17 protein-coding genes are annotated in these 19,966 nt (G+C 69.0%); 10 read left to right on the forward strand and 7 right to left on the reverse strand.

Features of this window, described 5'->3' with window-relative positions; translation table 11 throughout:
* Position 1: 1 nt before the first annotated feature.
* The 3 genes from rlmN (at position 2) to J9315_RS06230 (ending at position 2,657) form a co-directional block, all read left to right on the forward strand.
* Positions 2 to 1,315 carry a 23S rRNA (adenine(2503)-C(2))-methyltransferase RlmN gene (gene rlmN, locus J9315_RS06220; RefSeq protein WP_332839527.1) on the forward strand — a complete coding sequence of 438 codons (1,314 nt, stop codon included), beginning with the start codon at positions 2 to 4 and terminating at the stop codon, positions 1,313 to 1,315.
* A 105-nt stretch (positions 1,316 to 1,420) separates the two neighbouring features.
* On the forward strand, positions 1,421 to 1,981 hold the full coding sequence (locus J9315_RS06225) for a DivIVA domain-containing protein (RefSeq protein ID WP_137826032.1): 561 nt from the start codon (positions 1,421 to 1,423) through the stop codon (positions 1,979 to 1,981).
* Positions 1,974 to 2,657 (forward strand): hypothetical protein, encoded by a 684-nt coding sequence (locus J9315_RS06230; RefSeq protein ID WP_198499142.1) that lies wholly within the window; start codon positions 1,974 to 1,976, stop codon positions 2,655 to 2,657. The genes J9315_RS06225 and J9315_RS06230 overlap by 8 nt, the downstream gene beginning before the upstream one ends.
* 292 nt (positions 2,658 to 2,949) lie before the next feature.
* Here the strand turns inward: J9315_RS06230 and J9315_RS06235 are convergent, their stop codons facing one another.
* Positions 2,950 to 4,149 (reverse strand): acyl-CoA dehydrogenase family protein, encoded by a 1,200-nt coding sequence (locus tag J9315_RS06235; RefSeq protein ID WP_198499141.1) that lies wholly within the window; start codon positions 4,147 to 4,149, stop codon positions 2,950 to 2,952.
* Between the two features lie 96 nt (positions 4,150 to 4,245).
* Between J9315_RS06235 and dxr the strand changes: the two genes are divergently transcribed.
* Together dxr and J9315_RS06245 are read left to right on the forward strand one after the other, a co-directional pair.
* On the forward strand, positions 4,246 to 5,535 hold the full coding sequence (dxr, locus tag J9315_RS06240) for a 1-deoxy-D-xylulose-5-phosphate reductoisomerase (RefSeq protein ID WP_232623636.1): 1,290 nt from the start codon (positions 4,246 to 4,248) through the stop codon (positions 5,533 to 5,535).
* 1 nt (position 5,536) lies between these two features.
* On the forward strand, positions 5,537 to 7,093 hold the full coding sequence (locus J9315_RS06245) for a site-2 protease family protein (protein ID WP_211979024.1): 1,557 nt from the start codon (positions 5,537 to 5,539) through the stop codon (positions 7,091 to 7,093).
* 37 nt (positions 7,094 to 7,130) lie between these two features.
* Here J9315_RS06245 and J9315_RS06250 read toward each other — a convergent pair whose 3' ends face one another.
* Positions 7,131 to 8,576 carry a serine hydrolase domain-containing protein gene (locus tag J9315_RS06250; protein ID WP_211979025.1) on the reverse strand — a complete coding sequence of 482 codons (1,446 nt, stop codon included), beginning with the start codon at positions 8,574 to 8,576 and terminating at the stop codon, positions 7,131 to 7,133.
* Positions 8,573 to 9,982, reverse strand: a complete 1,410-nt coding sequence (locus tag J9315_RS06255; RefSeq protein WP_211979026.1) for an APC family permease — start codon at positions 9,980 to 9,982, stop codon at positions 8,573 to 8,575. The genes J9315_RS06250 and J9315_RS06255 overlap by 4 nt, the downstream gene beginning before the upstream one ends.
* A gap of 305 nt (positions 9,983 to 10,287) precedes the next feature.
* Here J9315_RS06255 and ispG point away from each other — a divergent pair, with 305 nt between their 5' ends.
* Together ispG and J9315_RS06265 are read left to right on the forward strand one after the other, a co-directional pair.
* The gene (gene ispG, locus J9315_RS06260) at positions 10,288 to 11,436 is read left to right on the forward strand and encodes a flavodoxin-dependent (E)-4-hydroxy-3-methylbut-2-enyl-diphosphate synthase (RefSeq protein ID WP_198499137.1); all 1,149 of its coding nucleotides are present in this window, start codon (positions 10,288 to 10,290) and stop codon (positions 11,434 to 11,436) included.
* A 10-nt stretch (positions 11,437 to 11,446) separates the two neighbouring features.
* Complete coding sequence (locus tag J9315_RS06265) at positions 11,447 to 12,325, forward strand: DUF4081 domain-containing GNAT family N-acetyltransferase (protein WP_249121045.1); 879 nt, start codon at positions 11,447 to 11,449, stop codon at positions 12,323 to 12,325.
* A 14-nt stretch (positions 12,326 to 12,339) separates the two neighbouring features.
* On the opposite strand, the gene J9315_RS06270 is transcribed toward J9315_RS06265, so the two are convergent.
* A complete protein-coding gene (locus J9315_RS06270; RefSeq protein ID WP_198499135.1) occupies positions 12,340 to 12,732 on the reverse strand; it encodes an RNA-binding S4 domain-containing protein in 393 nt (130 codons plus the stop codon).
* Complete coding sequence (locus J9315_RS17430) at positions 12,722 to 13,579, reverse strand: NUDIX domain-containing protein (RefSeq protein WP_249121046.1); 858 nt, start codon at positions 13,577 to 13,579, stop codon at positions 12,722 to 12,724. Before J9315_RS17430 ends, J9315_RS06270 begins: the two co-directional genes overlap by 11 nt.
* 331 nt (positions 13,580 to 13,910) lie before the next feature.
* Here J9315_RS17430 and J9315_RS06285 point away from each other — a divergent pair, with 331 nt between their 5' ends.
* On the forward strand, positions 13,911 to 15,821 hold the full coding sequence (locus tag J9315_RS06285) for a proline--tRNA ligase (RefSeq protein WP_198499133.1): 1,911 nt from the start codon (positions 13,911 to 13,913) through the stop codon (positions 15,819 to 15,821).
* 10 nt (positions 15,822 to 15,831) lie between these two features.
* Positions 15,832 to 16,641 (forward strand): TSUP family transporter, encoded by an 810-nt coding sequence (locus J9315_RS06290; RefSeq protein ID WP_198499132.1) that lies wholly within the window; start codon positions 15,832 to 15,834, stop codon positions 16,639 to 16,641.
* Between the two features lie 637 nt (positions 16,642 to 17,278).
* Here the strand turns inward: J9315_RS06290 and J9315_RS06295 are convergent.
* Together J9315_RS06295 and J9315_RS06300 are read right to left on the reverse strand one after the other, a co-directional pair.
* Entirely contained in the window at positions 17,279 to 18,298 is a 1,020-nt protein-coding gene (locus J9315_RS06295) for an aminoglycoside phosphotransferase family protein (RefSeq protein WP_198499131.1), read from the reverse strand.
* Complete coding sequence (locus J9315_RS06300) at positions 18,295 to 19,254, reverse strand: hypothetical protein (RefSeq protein WP_198499130.1); 960 nt, start codon at positions 19,252 to 19,254, stop codon at positions 18,295 to 18,297. The genes J9315_RS06295 and J9315_RS06300 overlap by 4 nt, the downstream gene beginning before the upstream one ends.
* A 143-nt stretch (positions 19,255 to 19,397) precedes the next feature.
* Between J9315_RS06300 and J9315_RS06305 the strand changes: the two genes are divergently transcribed.
* A complete protein-coding gene (locus tag J9315_RS06305) occupies positions 19,398 to 19,874 on the forward strand; it encodes a ribosome assembly cofactor RimP (protein WP_232623634.1) in 477 nt (158 codons plus the stop codon).
* The last annotated feature ends 92 nt before the right edge of the window (positions 19,875 to 19,966 follow it).

Raw genomic sequence — 19,966 nt, forward strand, 5'->3', positions numbered from 1 at the left:
GGTGAGTGCATCAGGTGGAAGCAGACAAGTCCGACCCGTCGTCGAGCATGCCGACGGCACGACGTCGACGACCCCGATGCGCGACGGTCGTCCGCTGCTCAACTTCAAGTCACCGCGCGTCGCGCAGCCGCAGCAGCACCTCGCGGACATGACGATGGACGAGCGCATCGCCGCCGTCGAGGAGATGGGGCTGCCCGCCTTCCGTGCCAAGCAGCTGTCCAACCACTACTTCACCCGGTACCACACCGACGTCGAGTCGATGACCGACCTGCCCAAGGACGTACGCGGACCCCTGGCGGAGCGCTTCTTCCCGCCCCTGCTCACCGAGGTGCGCCGCCTGACGACGGAGAACGGCGACACGATCAAGTTCCTCTGGCGGCTCTTCGACGGCGCCCTCGTCGAATCGGTGCTCATGCGCTACCGCAACCGCATCACCCTGTGCGTGTCGAGTCAGTGCGGCTGCGGCATGAACTGCCCGTTCTGCGCGACCGGCCAGCAGGGGCTGACCCGGAACATGTCGACGGCCGAGATCGTCGAACAGGTCATCCGCGCCAACCAGGCGATCGCCGCCGGTGAGCTCGCACCCCTGACGTCGGGCGCGGTCGGCGACGATGAGGTCGCCCTCGGCGCCGAAGCCGACGAAGAGCAGGGGGAGACCCCGGACGGCGCCACCGGGGCGGGCGCCGGTCAGGCGGGGGCCGCCTCGGCGAACGGGCCCGAACGGGTGACGAACATCGTCTTCATGGGCATGGGCGAACCCCTGGCCAACTACAAGCGCGTGATGAACGCGGTGCGGCACTTCGTCGCCCCGGCACCCGAGGGCCTGGGCATGTCGGCCCGGCGGATCACGGTCTCGACGGTCGGGCTCGTGCCCGGCATCAACAAGCTCGCCGCCGAGGACATCCCCGTCACCTTCGCCCTCAGCCTCCATGCGCCCGACGATGAGCTGCGCAACGAGATGATCCCCGTCAACACGCGCTGGAATGCCGACGAGGCGATCGACGCCGCCTACAACTACTACAAGGTCACCGGCCGGCGCGTGAGCATCGAATACGCGCTCATCAAGGACATGAACGACCATGCCTGGCGCGCCGATCTGCTCGCGAAGAAGCTCAACGCGCGCGGCCGCGGCTGGGTCCACGTCAATCCGATCCCGCTCAACCCGACGCCGGGATCGGTGTGGACGGCCTCGGAACCGGAGGTCGCGAACGAATTCGTCCGCCGCCTCGTCGACGCCGGCGTGCCCACGACGATCCGCGACACCCGCGGCTCCGACATCGACGGAGCCTGCGGACAGCTCGCCGCCGCTGACTGAACGCAGGCAGGCGGCCCACGGGCCCGCCGCTGACACGGCATCGGCAGGACACTCCATCTATCATGGTGGAAACGACTTATTGTGCGATTCGCTTCTGGAGGAATCATGGCGGACACGACGTTCCCTCGAATGTCGGGTTGGAAGAACGGCTACGACCCCAAACAGGTCGACAGCTTCTTCAAACGGGCTCGGGAATCGTTCGAACGGCCGACCCCGCAGCCCGGTGACCTCGACTCGCGTGCCGTGCGCACCGTCGGCTTCGACCTCGTCCGCAAGGGCTACCATGTCGCCGTCGTCGACGCCGCCCTCGACCGCCTCGAGGACGCCTTCGCCAAGCAGGCCCGCGACCGTCTCATCGCCCAGTCCGGACAGGACGCCTGGGTGCAGGAGCTCACCCGCGTCGCGGCGTCGCTGCGCGGCCGGCTTGTCCGCGACGCGGGGGAGCGGTTCGACAACCCGGCCCCCGGGGTCATCGGCTACGACATCGCCCAGGTCGACGACATGTGCGAGAAGGTCAACTCCTACTTCACGCAGGGAGTGGCGATGAGCGTCGACCAGGTGCGCCGTGTCCTGTTCAAGACGGCGAAGGGCAACAAGGCCTACGACGAGGACCAGGTCGACGCGTTCATCGACCGCGTCGTCGAGGTGATGGCCTCCGTTGACTGACATCCACTGGTTCACCAAGCCCGCCGGAGACGACGCCGGGACCCTCAACCCGGTCTACGACGTCCTCGACCATCCGATCGCCATGGGCGGTGCCGATGACATCGTCGTCACCGGAGACACACCCGAAGCGCCGCTGATCGACGGCCGTGAGGTCACCGATCCGCGGCTCATCAGCGCCCTGTCCAAGCCCGTCGAGCTCGATCGCGCCGAGGTGCTCGACCGCAGTGCGAAGCTCGGCGGGATCCTGCGCGCCATGGGTGTCGACCCGGAGCGGACGCAGGTGCGCATCGACGCCGAGGTGCCCGCGGCGGCACGCGCACTGAGCACGCTCGCGGCCCTGCGCATCGGGATGGTCGTCGACGTCCGCAGCGGCGAGAGTGCCGGAGACGACCGTGCGGATGATGTGACCGTCGTGCGCATCCACCCGATCGACGCGGACGCGATCGCACCCGGGCGGGCCGTCGTCAAGGTCATCCGCTCGCGCTTCGAAGGCGTGGGCATCACCGTTGACGGGCAGACGGCGAACCTCGACCAGGCGATGCGCGATTCCCGCGTCGAATCCGCCGTCGTCGTCCCCCTCGACGCGAACCGCACGATCGCCCTCACCGACGCTGGCGCCGTTGCGGCCGCCGACGGAGTGGAGTGGCTGCAGGAGACCGTCATCGACGAGCAGTGATGCCGGCGGTGCTGTTGGGCGCCGTTGCTGGGCGCCAGACGTCGTTCTGCGTGCCGAATGTCTCTGAACCCGCCGAAGGTGTGCTCAGTGCTCGCCGCAGGTGTGTGCGCCGAAAGTGCGAGTGCCAGCCAGACGTCGTTCTGTCTGCGAGAAGTGCGCTGACAAACAGAGGTGTCGGCCAGAAGTACGAGTGCGGGGAACTGGTCTCCCGCATTCGTACTTCTGGCCGACAGTCGCACTGATGTCGCAGCGGCGCTGACGTCGAAACTCGCGCTGACGTCGCAGCGGCGCGTCAGTTCGCGAAGGCGTTGATCCCCGTCAGCGCGCGACCGATCGTGAGCTGGTGGACCTCGTGGGTGCCCTCGTAGGTGAGGACGGTCTCGAGGTTGACCGCGTGGCGCAGCGGCGGGTACTCGCTCGTGATGCCCGAACCGCCGAAGAGCGCCCGCAGGTCGCGGCAGACGTTCATCGCGGTGTCGACGTTGACCATCTTGCCGAGGCTGATCTGCTCGGGACGCACACCCTTCTCCGAGTCCTTGAGCTCACCGAGGTGGGCGGCGAGCAGCGTGATCTGCGAGTACTGGCCGAAGGCCTTCGCGAGCTTCTGCTGCGAGATCTGGAACGAGGAGATCGGGCGGTCGAACTGGATGCGGGTGCCCGTGTACTCGATCGCCGAGAGCAGGGCGTCGCGGGCGGCGCCGGTGACGCCGAAGACGATGCCGAAGCGCGCCTCGGACAGGCACGACAGCGGCGCCTTGAGGCCCTTCGCCTCCGGCAGCATCGCATCCTCGGGGAGGCGGACGTTGTCGAGGACGATCTCACCGGTGATCGAGGCGCGCAGGGAGATCTTGCGGTGGATCTCCGGGGTCTGCACTCCCTCGGTGTTCGTGGGGACGACGAAGCCGCGGATGACCGGGCGGCCCTTCTCATCGGTGTCCTCGGTCTTGGCCCACACGACCATGACATCGGAGACCGGCGAGTTCGTGATCCACATCTTCGCGCCGTTGAGGATCCAGTCGGATCCGTCCCTGCGCGCCGTCGTCTTCATGCCCGAGGGGTCGGAGCCGACATCGGGTTCGGTGAGGCCGAAGCAGCCCAGAGCCTTGCCGGCGGCCATCTTCGGCAGCCATTCCTGCTTCTGCTCCTCGGATCCGTAGCGGTGGATGGCGAACATCGCGAGCGAACCCTGCACGGACACGAGCGAGCGCAGACCGGAGTCGATGGCCTCGAGCTCCCGGCAGGCGAGCCCGTACTGCGTGGCCGTCGACCCACCGCAGCCGTAGCCGTCGAGGTGCATGCCGAGGACGCCGAGCTCTCCGAGGCCTTCGGCGAGTTCACGTGCGGGAATGGTCGCATCGAGGAAGTAGTCGCCGATCTTCTCCCGCACGTTCTCATCGAGCCACTTGCGGACGACGTGCGCGAATTCGAGGTCATCGGCGTCGAAGACCGAATCCAGTCCCAGGATCTCGTCGGGGCTCATCGTTGCACTCATCTATACCTCTCTCGCCATTGATCGCATGTGCATCGCCCACGCCGAGAAAGCCGCTGTCGAGTCATTTCCCAGAGAACTTTGGCATCATCGGTAGGCGTGAGCGAACGTAAGATCATTGTAGTCGGGTCGACCGGATCGGTCGGTACGCAGGCCCTCGACGTCCTGGCTGAGAACGCAACCGATTTCGCAGTCGTCGGGCTTGCCGGAGGGTCCCAGATGGACCTCCTCCTGGGACAGGCCCTCGACTTCTCCGTCCCCGTCATCGGGTTGACGACTCCTCCGGCAGGAGGCGAGGACGAGGTGCGGAACCGGTTGTCCGAACTCGCCGCTGAGCGCGGAATCAGTGTTCCCGTTCGGGAAATCCATCTCGGAGACGATGCCGCCGAGGCGGTCGCCAGCCGACCTGCCGACATCGTCCTCAACGCGGTGACCGGAGCCGCCGGGCTCGGGGCGACGCTCGCGGCGCTGGCGACCGGCACCGATGTCGCCCTGGCGAACAAGGAGTCCCTCATCATCGGCGGCTCCCTCGTCCTCGATGCCGCGAAGCGGACCGGGGCCCGGCTCATCCCCGTCGACAGCGAGCATTCCGCGATCGCCCAGGCTCTGCGCTCGGGCACGCACGGCGAGGTGAGCAGGCTCGTCATCACCGCCTCGGGCGGCCCGTTCCGCGGCATGACCCGCGACGCCCTGCGTCGGGTCACGCCCGCCCAGGCGCTCAAGCACCCGACCTGGTCGATGGGCTCGATGATCACGATCAACTCGGCGACCCTGGTCAACAAGGGCCTCGAGGTCATCGAAGCCCACCTCCTCTTCGACATCGACTTCGACCGCATCGAGGTCGTCGTCCACCCGCAGAGCCAGATCCATTCGATGGTCGAGTTCACCGATGCCTCGACGATCGCGCAGATCTCCCCTCCGGACATGCGCCTGCCCATCGCCTACGCCCTCGGCACCCAGGACGACGGGAGCACGCGCAGGGTGACCTCCGGTGCGGTCCCGAACAACTGGGGCCAGCCCATGCACTGGTCGTTCGAGCCGGTCAACCATGTCGCGTTCCCCGCGCTCGGGCTCGCCATCGAAGCCGGAAAGCGCGCTCGCAGCTACCCGGCGGTGTTCAACGCCGCCAACGAGGTGCTCGTCGCCGCCTTCATCGCCGGGGACATTCCCTTCACGGGCATCGACTCCGGTCTCGAGAAGGCACTCGCGGCGCATGAGCCGGCACCCGAGCACACGGTGGAGACCGTGCTCGCCGCCGACGCCTGGGCGCGGGACTTCGCGCGCGAGCACGTGGCAGCCCAGGCCGCGGACGGCGATGCGGTCCGCACCGCCTCGGCGGCCCCCGGTTCGCAGCCGGCCGGCGTCGGCGTGAGCACCGGCGGGGAGTGAGATGACCGTCGTCCTCTTCATCGTCGGGATCATCCTCTTCCTCCTCGGCATCTCGATCTCGATCGCCCTCCACGAACTCGGCCACCTCACCCCGGCGAAGCGGTTCGGGGTCAAGGTCACCCATTACATGGTCGGATTCGGGCCGACGCTCTTCTCGTTCAAGCGCGGTGAGACCGAGTACGGGATCAAGGCGCTGCCGCTCGGCGGCTTCATCGCGATGCCGGGTATGTACCCGCCGCTCGATGCGACGAAGCAGCGCGCCGAGGCACCCGCCCTGCAGTCGGGCACCGCCGGGCAGTCGGCCACTCAGGGACAGTCGGCCGCCGACCTCGGCGACGCCACCGCTGCGCATGACGCCACCGCTCCCATCGACGGGGCCACCCCGCACGACGCCACCGCACCCGGCGACCACCTCGGTGCCGGCGATGAGGCGAACCTGCGTCCGCGGACGAAGCGGAAGGGGCGGCTGTTCGAGAACACGATGGCCGACGCCCGGGAGATGTCGAACGACGAGATCGAGCCGGGAGAGGAGCACCGGACGTTCTACGCTCTCAGCGTGCCCAAACGGCTCGTCGTCATGTTCGCCGGCCCCTTCGTCAACCTCGTCCTCGGCATCGTCATCATGGCGATCTCGCTGCTCGGCATCGGCGTGATGACCCCGACGACGACGGTGCAGACCGTCGTCGAATGTGCGGTCCCCGCCTCGGAAGCCAACCAGCGACCGACCGCGGACCGCAACGCGTGTCTGCCCGGTGACCAGCTCACTCCCGCGTGGGAGGCCGGGTTCGAACCCGGCGATCGGATCACCTCGGTGGCCGGTGTGGAGACGGAGAACTGGGACGAACTGTCCTCGGTCATCAAGGATCATGCGGGGGAGAGCGTCGAGGTCGACTTCGTCCGCGACGGTGCCGCGCAGACGGTGAGCGTGCCGATCATCGCCCACGAGCGCCCCCGCGTCGACGACCGCGGCAACCTCATGACGAACCCCGACGGCACCCCGCAGACGGTGACGGAGGGCTTCCTCGGCATCGGCCCCGTCCAGGAGCGTCAGCCGCTGCCGCTCGGCGAATTCCCCGGAGCGGTGTGGGACCAGGTCACCGGCGTGTTCACGGCCATCGTCACGCTACCCGTCAAACTCGTCGACATCGCGCAGGTCGCCACGGGTGCGAAGGAGCGCGACCCCGAGGGTCTCGTCGGCATGGTCGGCGTCGGTCGCGTCGCCGGTGAGATCGTCTCGACCGATGACCTGCAGGTCGTCGAGAAGGCGCAGCTGGGCCTCGGCGTGCTCGGCTCGCTCAACATCTTCCTCTTCGCGTTCAACATGATCCCGCTGCTGCCGCTCGACGGCGGACACATCGCCGTCGCGCTCTACGAAGGCGCGAGGCGCCGGATCAACCGGTGGCGCGGGCGCGGGAAGATCGGACCCTTCGACACGGCGAAGCTGCTGCCGCTGACGTACGTCGTCATCGGCCTCATGCTCTGCATGACCGCGCTCCTCGTCTATGTCGACCTCGTCAAACCGATCACCCTCGACGCGATCTTCAACTCAGCCCGCTAGGGGCGGTCGCACCCGGAGCCTCTGTGGCGGGGGACTTTCAGTCGCTCAGGGTGATCGCCTGGACATCGCCGAGGTGGTCGAGCCGGACCGTGATCGACGCCGTGTCCGTGATCGCCACGGTTCCCAGCAGGCGGTTCTCCATCGTCAGGTCGTCGACGGTCACCGGTGTGGTCGGGCCGACGCCGTGGTCGCGGCACCAGGCGGCATGGCGTTCCCTCCTCTCCTCGCGCGGCTCGTCGAGGTCCATGTTCACGGCGAAGCGGGCGTCGGCGAAGGCATCATCCCAGTCGAGCACCGCAGCGGCGGCCCCGAGGACGGTCCGGCCGGTGCGCGGTCCCGCCGGCAGCGGGTGGGTCGGCGCGGGCGTGCTCTCGCGCGGGAGGGCCGGCGGGGCCGAGGTGAGAGGGACGTCCGCCGGCACCTCCGGGATCTCGTCGGCGCGCCCGATCGCGGCGAGCCAGCCGGCGTCGACGGCGTCGCGGACGATGCGTTCGGCCGGGTAGTACGTGGTGTTGCCGAGGACGACGATCCCGAGGTTCAGCCCGGGGAACCACCTCATATGGGAGCCGAAGCCCGGGTAGCCGCCCGAATGGCCGAGCACCGGTCCGAACCGGGAGTCCTCACGGTGGATGAGCCCGTAGCCGTAGGCGACGTCCTCGGTGTGCAGGCGGCTCGTCTCGACCGCGATGGGGCGGTGCGGCCGCTGGCCCGCGGTGAGCACGGTGGACCAGGCCCCGGGGGCGCTGCTCGCCTCGGCGTCGAGGGAGTCGAGGTGGACGTTCATCCAATTGCAGACATCGGCGGCGGTCGAGACCATGCCGCCGATCGCGGAGAACGCGCCAGGCCTCGTCGGTTCGAGGACGTGGGCGCGTCCGCGCCTGTCGATGCGCAGGCCTGGGACGAGATCAGGGAAGTCGGCGACATCGAAGCCGGTGCGGGTCATCTGCAGGGGAACGGTCACCTCGGTGGCCACCATCTCCGGCAGCGTGCGGCCGGTGACGGATTCCGCGGCGAGGCCGAGCAGCGCGTACCCGAGGTTGCAGTACTCGAAGCCGGTGCCGGGTTCGGCGATCGGCACGAGCGGTCCCTGGAGATAGGTGAGGAAGTCGAAGGTGCTCATCGACTCCATCCGGTCCGCCCACGGATCGTCCTTGCCGAACCCCGTGCCCATCGTCAGGCACTCACGGCTGGTGAGCTCACCGACCGCCGTGCCCTTGAGATCCGGCACGAGGAAGTACATCGGATAGTCGAGGTTGAGGCCCGAGGCCTCGAGCGACCCGATCATCGCAGCGGTGAACGATTTCGTCATCGACGCGATGCGGTAGGGCCGGTGGGCATTGGTCAGCTTCGCCTCGGCGTTCTGGACGCCATGCCGCTCGAGAACGCCGTACGCCAACTCCCCGCCCAGGGCCGACAGCTCGTCGGAGGCACGGAGGAGGCGACGCAGGACGACATCGATGTCGGGCGCGACCGGGGCGGTCATCGCCGCTCCACCGGAGATTGCGTCTCGCTGCCGTCGTGACCGAGCAGAGTCGCGAGGGAATCGCGCGGGTCGGTGCGTCGCGACAGGGCGAAGAGCACGACTCCGAGGACGATCCAGACGAGGAGGATGATGTACTCGTGCGGCCAGACCAGTGAGGATCCGGTTCCCGGCCAGAGCGCGAGAGCGATGACGCCGAGAGCGCCGATCGCGCCGAGGAGCGAGAATCCCGTGGCGAGCGCCGACCTCGGGGCGCGCGAGGCAGGCAGCCGGAGGTTGGCGATGACGACCATGATCCACACGACACCCAGATAGATGCCGCCGGTGTCGAGGAACCACGTCACCGCCCCCGGGCCCAGCCAGCCCAGGCCCAGGGTGATGACGAGGGTGAAGATCAGCGCGGTGCGCGGAGTTCCCGAGCGTTCGTCGACGGCGGCGAGGCGGCGCGGGAGGAGATCGGCGCGGCCCATGGCGACGAGTATCCGGGACGAGGCGACGAAGAGACCGAGGAAGCTGGTGAGCAGCCCGAGAACCGCGATCGCGTAGGCGACGCCGCCGAGGGCGGGGAACCCGGCGGCCCGGAACGCGTCGACGGTGCCGAGCTCCATGCCGGCGACCTCCTCCCAGGGATGGACCCATGCCGTCGCGAGGAGGACGAGAACGTAGAAGCTGCCGGCGATGATGACCGTCCACACCACTGTGCGACCGATCCGGCGCGGGGAGATCTTGGCATCCTCGGCGAGGACGGCGACGAGTCCGAACCCGGAGAGGAACGTCATGCCCGGCACGACGAAGCGCAGCGTGTCCGCCACCGGAGTCGCTTCGGGGGCGAAGGCGGGGAAGAAGTTGTCCGGGCTGCCGGCTGTGAACCCGGTGACGATGAGGGCGAGGCCACCGGCGATGATGAGGCCGAACATGAGGATCTGCACCTGCGCACCCACACTGATCCCGTACCAGTTGAGGGCGAAGAACGCGAAGGTCAGCCCGATCCCGATCGCCAGGCCGGGCAGGTACACGGTCTCGTCGTTGATCGTGTAGAGGGGAATCGTGTTGAGGCCGGGAACGAAGCGGCCGAGCAGGTAGCCGAACGCCGTGACGTAGAAGGCCAGCGAGGAGACGTAGGCACCGAGCAGCATCCATCCGGTGAGAAACGACGCGCCGCGCCCGAGCGCGGCGAACGAGAACACGACCTCACCGCCGGCGCGCGGAAACGCCTGCGCGAGGCGGGCGTAGGCCAGCGCGACACAGGCCGCCAGAGCAACACCGAGGCAGAGGCCGAGGATGACGCCCCCGGCCCCGTAGGCATCGAAGAACGTCGAGTTCGTGTAGATCCAACTCGCTCCGACGACGCCGGCGACTCCGAAGGCGAGCAGCTGGACGGTGCCGAGACTCCGCTTCAAGTCCGTCATGGGACCTCCATCCTCAGGCTGTCTGTTCTTGTCACCGCACATTACCGAACGCCCCTGACGCGGCTGCCCGATACCGCGCTGCGTCCCACGGTCACCGCTGCACGGACCCCGCCCGCGGTCACCGAGCGCGCTCCGGTGACGTCGCCCCACCTCGGCGCTGACAGGGAACCTCCAGGTCGTGAGCGATCACACCGGAGCCGACCGACCGGGACGATGGTTGTCGTCCTACAATGAGAGGGACTCGTACTATCGGGCTGTCACGGCTGCCGATCCAGCCGCACAGCCCCAATGAAGGGATCGTCTTCGTGACATCGGTCAACCTCGGCATGCCAGCTCCTCCGCCTCCCGTTCTCGCACCTCGGCGGAAGACCCGGCAGATCCACGTCGGCAAGGTGGGAGTCGGATCCGACTACCCCATCAGCGTCCAGTCGATGACGACGACGCCGACGACGGACATCAACGCCACCCTCCAGCAGATCGCCGAGCTCACCGCCTCCGGCTGCGACATTGTCCGCGTCGCCTGCCCGTCCGCCGACGACGCCGCCGCCCTTCCCGCGATCGCCCAGAAGTCGCAGATCCCCGTCATCGCCGACATCCACTTCCAGCCGAAGTACGTCTACGCCGCGATCGACGCCGGCTGTGCGGCCGTGCGCGTCAACCCCGGCAACATCCGCAAGTTCGACGACCAGGTCAAGGAGATCGCGGCCGCCGCGAAGGACGCCGGCACCTCGATCCGGATCGGGGTCAACGCCGGGTCGCTCGACAAACGGATCATGGAGAAGTTCGGCAAGGCCACTCCCGAGGCGCTCGTCGAATCCGCGGTGTGGGAGGCCTCCCTGTTCGAGGAGCACGACTTCCACGACTTCAAGATCTCAGTCAAGCACCACGACCCGGTCATCATGGTCCGGGCGTACGAGATGCTCGCCGAACGCGGCGACTGGCCGCTCCACCTCGGCGTCACTGAGGCGGGACCGGCGTTCCAGGGCACGATCAAGTCCGCCACCGCGTTCGGCGCGCTGCTGTCGAAGGGCATCGGCGACACGATCCGCGTGTCCCTGTCTGCCCCGCCCGTCGAAGAGGTCAAGGTCGGCAACCAGATCCTCGAGAGCCTCAACCTCAAGCCGCGCAAGCTCGAGATCGTCTCGTGCCCGTCGTGCGGTCGCGCTCAGGTCGATGTCTACACGCTCGCGGAGAAGGTGACCTCGGGCCTCGAGGGCATGGAGGTTCCGCTGCGCGTGGCCGTCATGGGCTGCGTCGTCAACGGACCCGGTGAGGCGCGCGAAGCCGACCTCGGCGTGGCCAGCGGCAACGGCAAGGGCCAGATCTTCGTCAAGGGCGAGGTCATCAAGACCGTGCCGGAGTCGCAGATCGTCGAGACCCTCATCGAAGAGGCCATGCGCATCGCCGAGGAGTCGGACATCCCGTCCGGGCCGCCGGAAGTCGTCGTCGGCTGATCGAGCCGATGTGTTGAGACTAGCTCCCCTCGGGCACCGGCACACGGCATGGCTGACCAGCCTGCTCGCCCTCAATCCCTGCGAGAACGTCTACCTCCTCGCCCTCCTCGACGTCACCGGCACCGCGGCGACGAATTCCCCGGGCGGCACGATCTACGGCGTCTTCGACGGCGACCGGCCCGTCGCCGCCTACTGGGTCGGCGGCAATATCATCCCCGTCAACGCGAGCCCCGAGACGAACGCGGTGCTCGCCGCGAAGCTCAACGCCGACGGCCGGTCGTCGTGTTCGCTCATCGGGCGGCGAGAGATCATCATGGACCTCGACAGCCGCCTGAGCTGGGGCAGGCCGCGCGGCGTGCGCGAACGCCAGCCTCTGCTGGCGATCAGCTCGGACCCTGACGTCGAACCCGACCCCGAGGTGCGACTGGCGACCCTCGAACAGCTGCCGACGGTCTTCCCCGCCAGCGTCGACATGTTCACGAAGGAGGTCGGCTTCTCGCCCATCGAAGGCGGCGAGTCGAGCTACCTCGCACGCGTGCGCGGCATCATCCGCGGCGGCAACTGCTTCGTCCGGATCTCCCCGACCCTGCCCAGCGGCAGTCCGGCACCGAGGTGGCCCGCCACCGACCGTGCCGAACAGGTCCTCTTCAAGGCCGACATCGGCATCCGCTCGCCGCGCATCGTCCAGGTCCAGGGCGTGTGGGTCCATCCCGACACGCGCAACCACGGGCTCGGTGCCGCGGGCATGGCCGCCGTCGTCACGCAGACGCGGGCGGCCGGGCATCCCACGGTCAGCCTCTACGCCAATGACTACAACGAGGCGGCTCTGCGCATGTACAAGCGCGTCGGCTTCGATCAGGTCGGCACCTTCGCGACCGTGATGTACTGAGGCGCGTGGCCTCGCTATCGCTGGGAGTCGCGGCCGCGGAGCCTGTCGAGGTCGCGGCGGTCCTTCTTCGTCGGCCGCCCCAGCCCCTTGTCGCGTTTCGGGACGAAACCGCGCAGCGCAGGGTCGGGCGCGGGAGTGAGATCCTCGTAGGCGCCGACGGCGATCGCGGCACCCGGCCGTGTGGGGAGGATGCCCGTGATCTTCCAGATGAACTCGGTGCCGGCCTTGCGGACGCGGACCTCCTGCCCGATCGTCACCTTCTGCGCGGCCTTGACCCGCTGCCCGTCGACCTGGACATGTCCGCCGCGGCACGCCTGCGTGGCGAGATTGCGGGTCTTGAACATCCGCGCCGTCCACAGCCACACGTCGATGCGCACCGCCGCCCCGGGCGTCCGGTCAATCTCCATCGAGACCGCCCCTGGCATCCTGTCGCAGCGCGATCTCCGAGCGGCGCGTGAACGTCTGCGCCGGCCGCCCGCGTCCCTGCGTCACCGCGCGCCCCGTCGCGTCGAGCAGCGGCAGCATCGTCCGTCGGAACGTGTCGGCCTGCATCTCCTCACCGGCGACGACCTCGTGGAGGGCCCGGAGCTGCCGGAGGGAGAACTCCGCGGGCAGCAGGCCGAAGGGGTCAGGGGTCCGCTCGTGGAGAGCGCGGAGGCGGTGGACGGCGACGCGGACGATCTCCTGATGTTCCTCGCTGAGCTCGTGGACCGTGTGGACGGGAACGAGCTTCCGCCGACCGGACTCGGCGGTGGCACCCGCGGTGTCGGGGGAGTCGACGGTGGCCTCCGCGGTCTCGGCGGTGGCACCCGCTTCGACAGCCCCGGTTGCGGTGGAGTCGGCCGCGTGCTCGGACCCGCGTGCATCTGCCTTCGTGCGGGGACGGTCGCTGGCAGCGTCATCGCCGTTCGCGGTGCCGGTGTCCCCGTCGGCGAGGCCGACATCGGCGGCGGAGAGGACGTCGAGGTGGGCGACCGAGATCACCCATCCGCGGTCATCGCGGTCGGGCTGGTCGAAGACGTGGAGTTGGACGGGGGAGCGGTCGACGAGCTGCGCCTTCTCGCGCAGACACCGGGCGACCGCCTCGGCGAGGCGCTCCTGCGGACGCAGAATCGACCCGGGCAGCTGCCACCGACCGTCCCGGGACCGGGTGAGGAGCACGTGCAGCCCACGACCGGGCACGGGGCAGAGGACGGCAGTGTCAACGGCGACCGAGGGTCGGGGGAACTGCGAGAGGGTTGTCGTGTCAGGCATGCTCTTTATGATCGGGTCAGCGGGATTCGGCAGCGCTGACCAGTCTAGTTCGCCCGCCGACTGCCGCCGAACGCACACCGTGCAGGCCGCCGAACGCACACGGCGCAGGCCGCGGATCGCACACCGCGGCGGCCGGGGGTGCGCTCCATGGCGGCCGCGGGCGAAGGGGCCCGCGACCGCGTTGCGGGGGACCGCCTCGGCGAAGGGAGGGATCGATGACAGGACACGCACCGACGTCGGCCGCGCCCCGATGATCGGCGAATGGACGCGCGTGCACGCAGGCGGATAATGTTCGGACTGATACCCCCACGTCGCCCGAGGAGAAACATCCATGGCCCTGCGCATGTCGTCGCTGTTCGTCCGGACTCAGAAGGAAGACCCGGTCGGCGCCGAGGTCGCCAGCCACAAGCTGCTCCACCGGGCCGGCTACATCCGCAGGTCGGCCCCGGGCATCTACACGTGGCTGCCGCTGGGACTCGCGGTGCTCGGCAAGATCGAGGCGATCGTCCGCGACGAGATGTCCCGGGCCGGATCGCAGGAAGTCCACTTCCCGTCCCTGCTGCCCGCCGAGGTCTACAAGCAGTCCGGCCGCTGGGAGGCCTTCGGACCCGACCTCTTCAGCCTCCAGGACCGGAAGAAGAACGACTACATCCTCGCGCCCACGCACGAGGAGTTCTTCACCCTGCTCGTCAAGGACCTCTACTCCTCGTACAAGGATCTGCCGCTGTCGATCTATCAGATCCAGACGAAGTACCGCGATGAGGCCCGCCCCCGCGCCGGACTGCTGCGCGGACGCGAGTTCATCATGAAGGACGCCTACTCCTTCGACATCGACGACGCCGGCCTCGACGCCTCCTACGAGGCGATGCGCGTGGCCTACATCCGGGCGTTCGCCCGCCTCGGCATCCCGAGCCTGCCCGTCAAGGCGACCCCCGGGGCGATGGGCGGATCCGGCACCGAGGAGTTCATCTACCCCTCCGAGGTCGGCGAGGACACCTTCGTCCGCTCGCCCGGGGGCTACGCGGCCAACGTCGAAGCCGTCACTTCGATCGTGCCCGAGGCGATCCCGTACGAGAACTCACCGGCCGCCCACGTCGAGGACACCCCCGACACCCCGACGATCGAGACCCTCGTCGCCGCCGCGAACGCGAACCACCCCCGCTCCGACCGCGAATGGACGGCCGCGGACACCCTGAAGAACGTCGTCTGCGCTGTCACCCACCCCGACGGCACCCGTGAGGTCATCGTCATCGGCCTGCCCGGTGACCGCGAGGTCGACCTCGACCGCGCCGCCGGCACCGGCATGCTCAGCAACGGCGAAGTCGACATCGAAGCCGCGACCGCCGAGGACCTCAGCCTCCACCCGGAACTCGTCAAGGGCTACATCGGCCCGGGCCTCGACCTCGACAACCCGGTCCTGGGGACCGAGGGCAGCACGAAGATCCGCTACCTCCTCGACCCCCGCATCGTCGACGGCACTCGCTGGATCACCGGCGCGAACGAACACGGCAAGCACGTCTTCGACCTCGTCGCCGGGCGTGACTTCACCGCTGACGGCACGATCGAAGCCGCCGAGGTCGTCATCGGCGACCCCGCCCCCGACGGCTCGGGTCCGCTCGAGCTCGCCCGCGGCGTGGAGATCGGCCAGATCTTCAAGCTCGGCCGCAAGTACGCCGAAGCCCTCGACCTCACCGTCCTCGACCAGAACGGCAAGGCCACAACCGTGACCATGGGCTCCTACGGCCTCGGCGTCACCCGGGTCATGGCCTGCATCGCCGAGGAGTACCACACCGAGGGCGGACTGCTCTGGCCGCAGCACCTCGCACCCGCCGACGTCCACATCATCGCCGCCGGCAAGGGCGAGGAGATCAACGCCGCCGCCGAGGAGCTCACCGCCCAGTTCGAGGCCGAAGGCGTCAGCGTCCTCCTCGATGACCGGACGAAGGTCTCGCCCGGGTTCAAGTTCGCCGATGCCGAGCTCATCGGCATCCCCACGGTCGTCGTCGTCGGCCGCGGCCTGAGCGACGGAGTCATCGAGGTCCGCGACGTCTTCGCCGGTGAGAAGCAGGAGCTTCCCGTCGCCGAGGTGGTCCCCACGACCGTGGCCAAGGTCCGCGCCGCCTATGCCGCCGCCGCTGCCGCAGCCGACGAGGCCGTCATCGAGGACTCGATCGACGCCGCCGTCGACTCGGCCGAGGTCGCAGCCGACACCGCCGAAGCCGAGTCCGCCCGGACGGAGTGACCCGCCGACGATGAGCGAAGTCCTCACCGGCGGCCTCGACGTCACCCTCGTCATGCTCCTGTGGCTGCTGGCCGCGGGCGCCCTGGCGGGCTGGATCGATGCCGTCGTCGGCGGTGGGGGACTCATCCAGCTGCCCGCGCTGCTCCTCGTACCGGGGATGACCCCGGTCCAAGCCGTCGCGACGAACAAGGTCGGATCGATCGCGGGGACGACCGCCTCGGCGGTGACGTATCTGCGACGCGTCACCCCTGACCGGTCGGCGACGATCCCGGCGGCGGCGACCGCGTTCCTCGGGGCCGTGCTCGGGGCGAAGCTCGCGACGCTCGTCCCCGCCGAGCTCTTCACCCCGATCATCCTCGCCGCGCTCATCGCCGTCGGGATCTTCACCCTGCTCAACCCCAGCCTCGGCACCGACGCCCGCCTCCGCTTCGAGGAGTCCTCGAAACGCCACCACGCCGTGTCGTGGCTCATCGGCCTCGTCATCGGCATCTACGACGGTGTGCTCGGGCCGGGCACCGGGTCGTTCCTCGTCATCGCGTTCGTCTCGATCATCGGCTTCTCGTTCCTCCAGGCCTCGGCGACGGCGAAGATCGTCAACTGGGCGACGAACTTCGGGGCGCTCGTCTACTTCGTGCCCGACGGCCAGGTCGTGTGGCTGCTCGGTCTCGTCGTCGCCGCCGGCAACGTCACCGGCGGGATCATCGGGGCGCGGACGGCGATCGCGAAGGGGTCGGGCTTCGTGCGCGTCGTCTTCATCGTCGTCGTCTCCGCGATGGTCCTCAAGCTCGGCTACGACGTCGTCGCCGACCTCATCCGGTGAAACCGGACCTAGGCTCTCGGCTCTCAGCCCTCAATTCTGCGCCCTGACCTCGGGTCGTCCTGCGCCCCTGACCGCGGGTCGCCCTGGGTCCCAGACCACGGGTCGTCCCGTGCCTCTGACCGCGGGTCGTTCTGCGCCTCTGACCGTGTGCCGGGAAAGTTCAGGTCGCAGAGTGTCGATCCGCCGCGTAGAAATCAACACTCCGGGTCCTGAAGTCGGAGCGGAAGGTTGCGCGTGGAGCGGAGGGTTGCGCGTGGAGGGCGAGGTTGTGCGCGGAGCTGGAGGTACGATGTGCGGCGCTCCCATGGAGATTGTGCGCCACCTCCATGGCGATTTCGGGCCGATGATCACCTCGAATGTGGCGCAGAATTCCCAGGGCCACCCAGACCGTGTGCCGGGAAAGTTCAGGTCGCGGAGTGTCGATCCGCCGCGTAGAAATCGACACTCTGGGTCCTGAAGTCGGAGCGCAAGGTTGTGTGTAGAGAGGAGGGTTGTAGGTGCAGCGGGAGGTTTTGCGTGCGGCGCAAGGTTGCGTCAGGACGGAGGGCTGTGCACGAGGTGGAAGGTTGCGCGTGGAGGGCGAGGTTGTGCGTGGAGGCGCTGGTTGCGTGTGGCGGCGCGGAAGCCGTGCGGCCGGTCACCCGATGGGTTTGAGGGCGTGCGCGTCGACGCCGTTGACGTCGGCGCCGGAGAGCGCGCGGGCCACCCACAGCGACCGCGCGGCATCGGCGAGGGACCCGTTCGTCCCGCCCCTGGCCGAGCGCAGATACCAGAACATGTTCGTCACCTCGCGGGCGATCGCCGCCCCGATCCCGTACTGCGGGTCGATGCCGGCGAAGAGCGCGAGGTCCGCGGCGAAGCCCCGCAGCCATCCTGCCTGGTCGCGGGGCGTGCGGGCGGGAATCTCGCCGAGGCGGTTCCACAGCACCGGCGCCACCGTGTACGCCGTGGGACCCGACAGCGGCTGCGGGTCGATCGCCTTCCACGTCGCGACTCCCGAGGCGTCCGGGTTGCCGGCGAGGATGTTGTAGTAGTGGAGGTCGGCGTGGATGAGGGTGCTCTCCTCCGAGGTCGCGAGCGTGTGCATCCACGTCCGCGCGATCGAGAGCAGACGGGCGTCGTCGCGAACCGTCTCCGACCAACCACTGAGCATCGCGGCATCCGTGTCGAACGTCGTCAGCCACCCCGCCGCGAGGTCCTGCACCCGGATGAAGTCGGGGCCGGCGGGGATCTCGAGCGACTTCTGCAGCGCACCCCACACCGGGGGCACATCGGGCAGCGGCAGCACCGAGAGATTGTCCTTCGTCCGCAGCCGCTCCTGCAGGGTGACCCGGAAGCTGCGGTCGTCCCTGATGACGCGCACTGCACCGTGCCCGTTCCACATCTTCAGCGCCCGCAGGGCCTGCGCGTGCGCGGCGGTGTGCGCCGAGGTGGGGGCCGCGAACCGCAGGACCCCCTGGTAGCTCTCCTGGGTGAGGACGGGAATGACGAGGCTCTCGCATCCGGCCCACGGGGCTCCGGGAACGTCGTCGAAGCGCAGATTCCACCGGTCGACGACCTCGTTGGCCATGAAGTCCAGCGCGGAGACCCACGCCTCGGTGCGCCCCTCGCCGATGATGTCCTTCGTCGAGCGGTAGAGGACGGGTGGGACCTTCACCGGTCCGCCTCCGCCTGCTCGGCCCCGCCGGCATAGGAATAGCGCAGCGGCTGCGGGGCGGCGAAGACCGCGCGCGTGCGCGCAGACTCCCACACCCGCAGGGCGGCCTGCGGGTCGGTCTGCAGCCAGGGGAGCAGTGCGGCGGCGACCGCATCCTCGAGGTTGAGGGCGAGCTGTCCCGCCGACTCCGGATCGGTCGGGGAAGGGTCGAGCTGCCAGGCCGGGGTGTCGGGCTGGGCATCCTCCTCGCCGAGCCTCTCGAGCATCTCGCCGGCCAGGGAGCCGAGCGATTCGAGGCGGGCGACCGCCTCGGCGCGCTCAGGGCTCTGCCGGTCGAAGCGCACCGCGAGGCGTTCGTAGCCGTACGCCGCGGCGCGGGCCTGGTCGAGGATCGTGTTCCACTCCGCCGCGGCCGGGGCGCTCGGGGTTCCGGCGGCGTCGCCGGCCTCGGCGGTCGGAGACGGCGTCGCGTCGCCATCGACTGCGGCGAAGGCATCGCGGAGACGGCCGTCGGCGCCGTCGCGGATGGCTCCGTCGACGGTGCCGGCGGTGAGCGCACAGCCGGTCGCGACGTCGACGAGGACCGGGATGAGACCCGAGCCGAGATCAGCCAGCGCGTCGAACACGGCTGTGGAGACCGCCTCGGCGGCTTGGATGTAGGTGCGCCCCTGCTCCGTCGGGGGAGGGGAGGTGGCGAGTTCGGTCGGGGGCGCCCAGACGGGGCCGATCGCGTCCCGGAACTTCTGCAGGTCCTCCCCGGCGGTGGCGGGATCCCCGTCGGCGACGTTCGTCGATGCGAGGATCCGGGCGATGCGGTTGCGCAGCTCTGCGCTGGCATCGAGCTCGGGAACCTCCGGGGGCGCGTCGATGCGCAGCCCGCAGCCGGAGAGGAGGGAGAGCCCCGCTCCTGCCGCGCCGACGATGAGGACGGAACGGCGACTGACGGGGAAACGCATACGCCAATCGTAGCGGATGCTTAACGTACGTCCGGGCTGTCGCATAGGGTGGGATGAACCCACGCGAGCGATGAGATCGGCAGGCGTTCCCGGGCCTCCTGAACTCCTCGCCCGAGCGGAGATGAACGAGCGAGAAGAAAGAGATGGTGGAGAGCATGCACGAGGACGTCGCCCGGATCGAAGAGCTGCTGGAAGGTCCCCTGACCGCGGCCGGATTCCACCTCGAATCCGTCAAGGCCGTCGCCGCCGGACAGCGGCGCACGCTCACCGTCGTCGTCGACCTCGACGAGTCGAGCGCGGAGCCGATGTCGATGGACAAGATCGCCGAATCGACGCAGATCGTCAGCGACGCCCTCGACACCGTGGAGATCTTCCGCGACAAGCCCTACCAGCTCGAGGTCACCAGCCCCGGGGCGACCCGCAGGCTCGAGTGCCCGCGCCACTTCAAACGGGTGCTCGGGCGCCGACTCGATGTCAGCACGAAGAAGGAGAACTTCAAACTCGACCTCGAGGAGGTCGGCGAGGACGCGATCACCGGCACCGATCCGGCCCGCCGCGAGAAGCGCACCGTCGGCCTCGGCGACATCGTCAAAGCCCACGTCGAACTGCGCTTCCGCTGATCTGTCCCGGCAGGGCCGCTGATCCGGCGGGGGATCCGGCACGCGCCGAGGCGGGGGCAGGGCGGCACAACCGCTGATCCGGCGGGCGCCGA

The organism is Brevibacterium sp. W7.2 (assembly GCF_018137945.1).
In the GTDB taxonomy this organism is placed as follows: domain Bacteria; phylum Actinomycetota; class Actinomycetes; order Actinomycetales; family Brevibacteriaceae; genus Brevibacterium; species Brevibacterium sanguinis.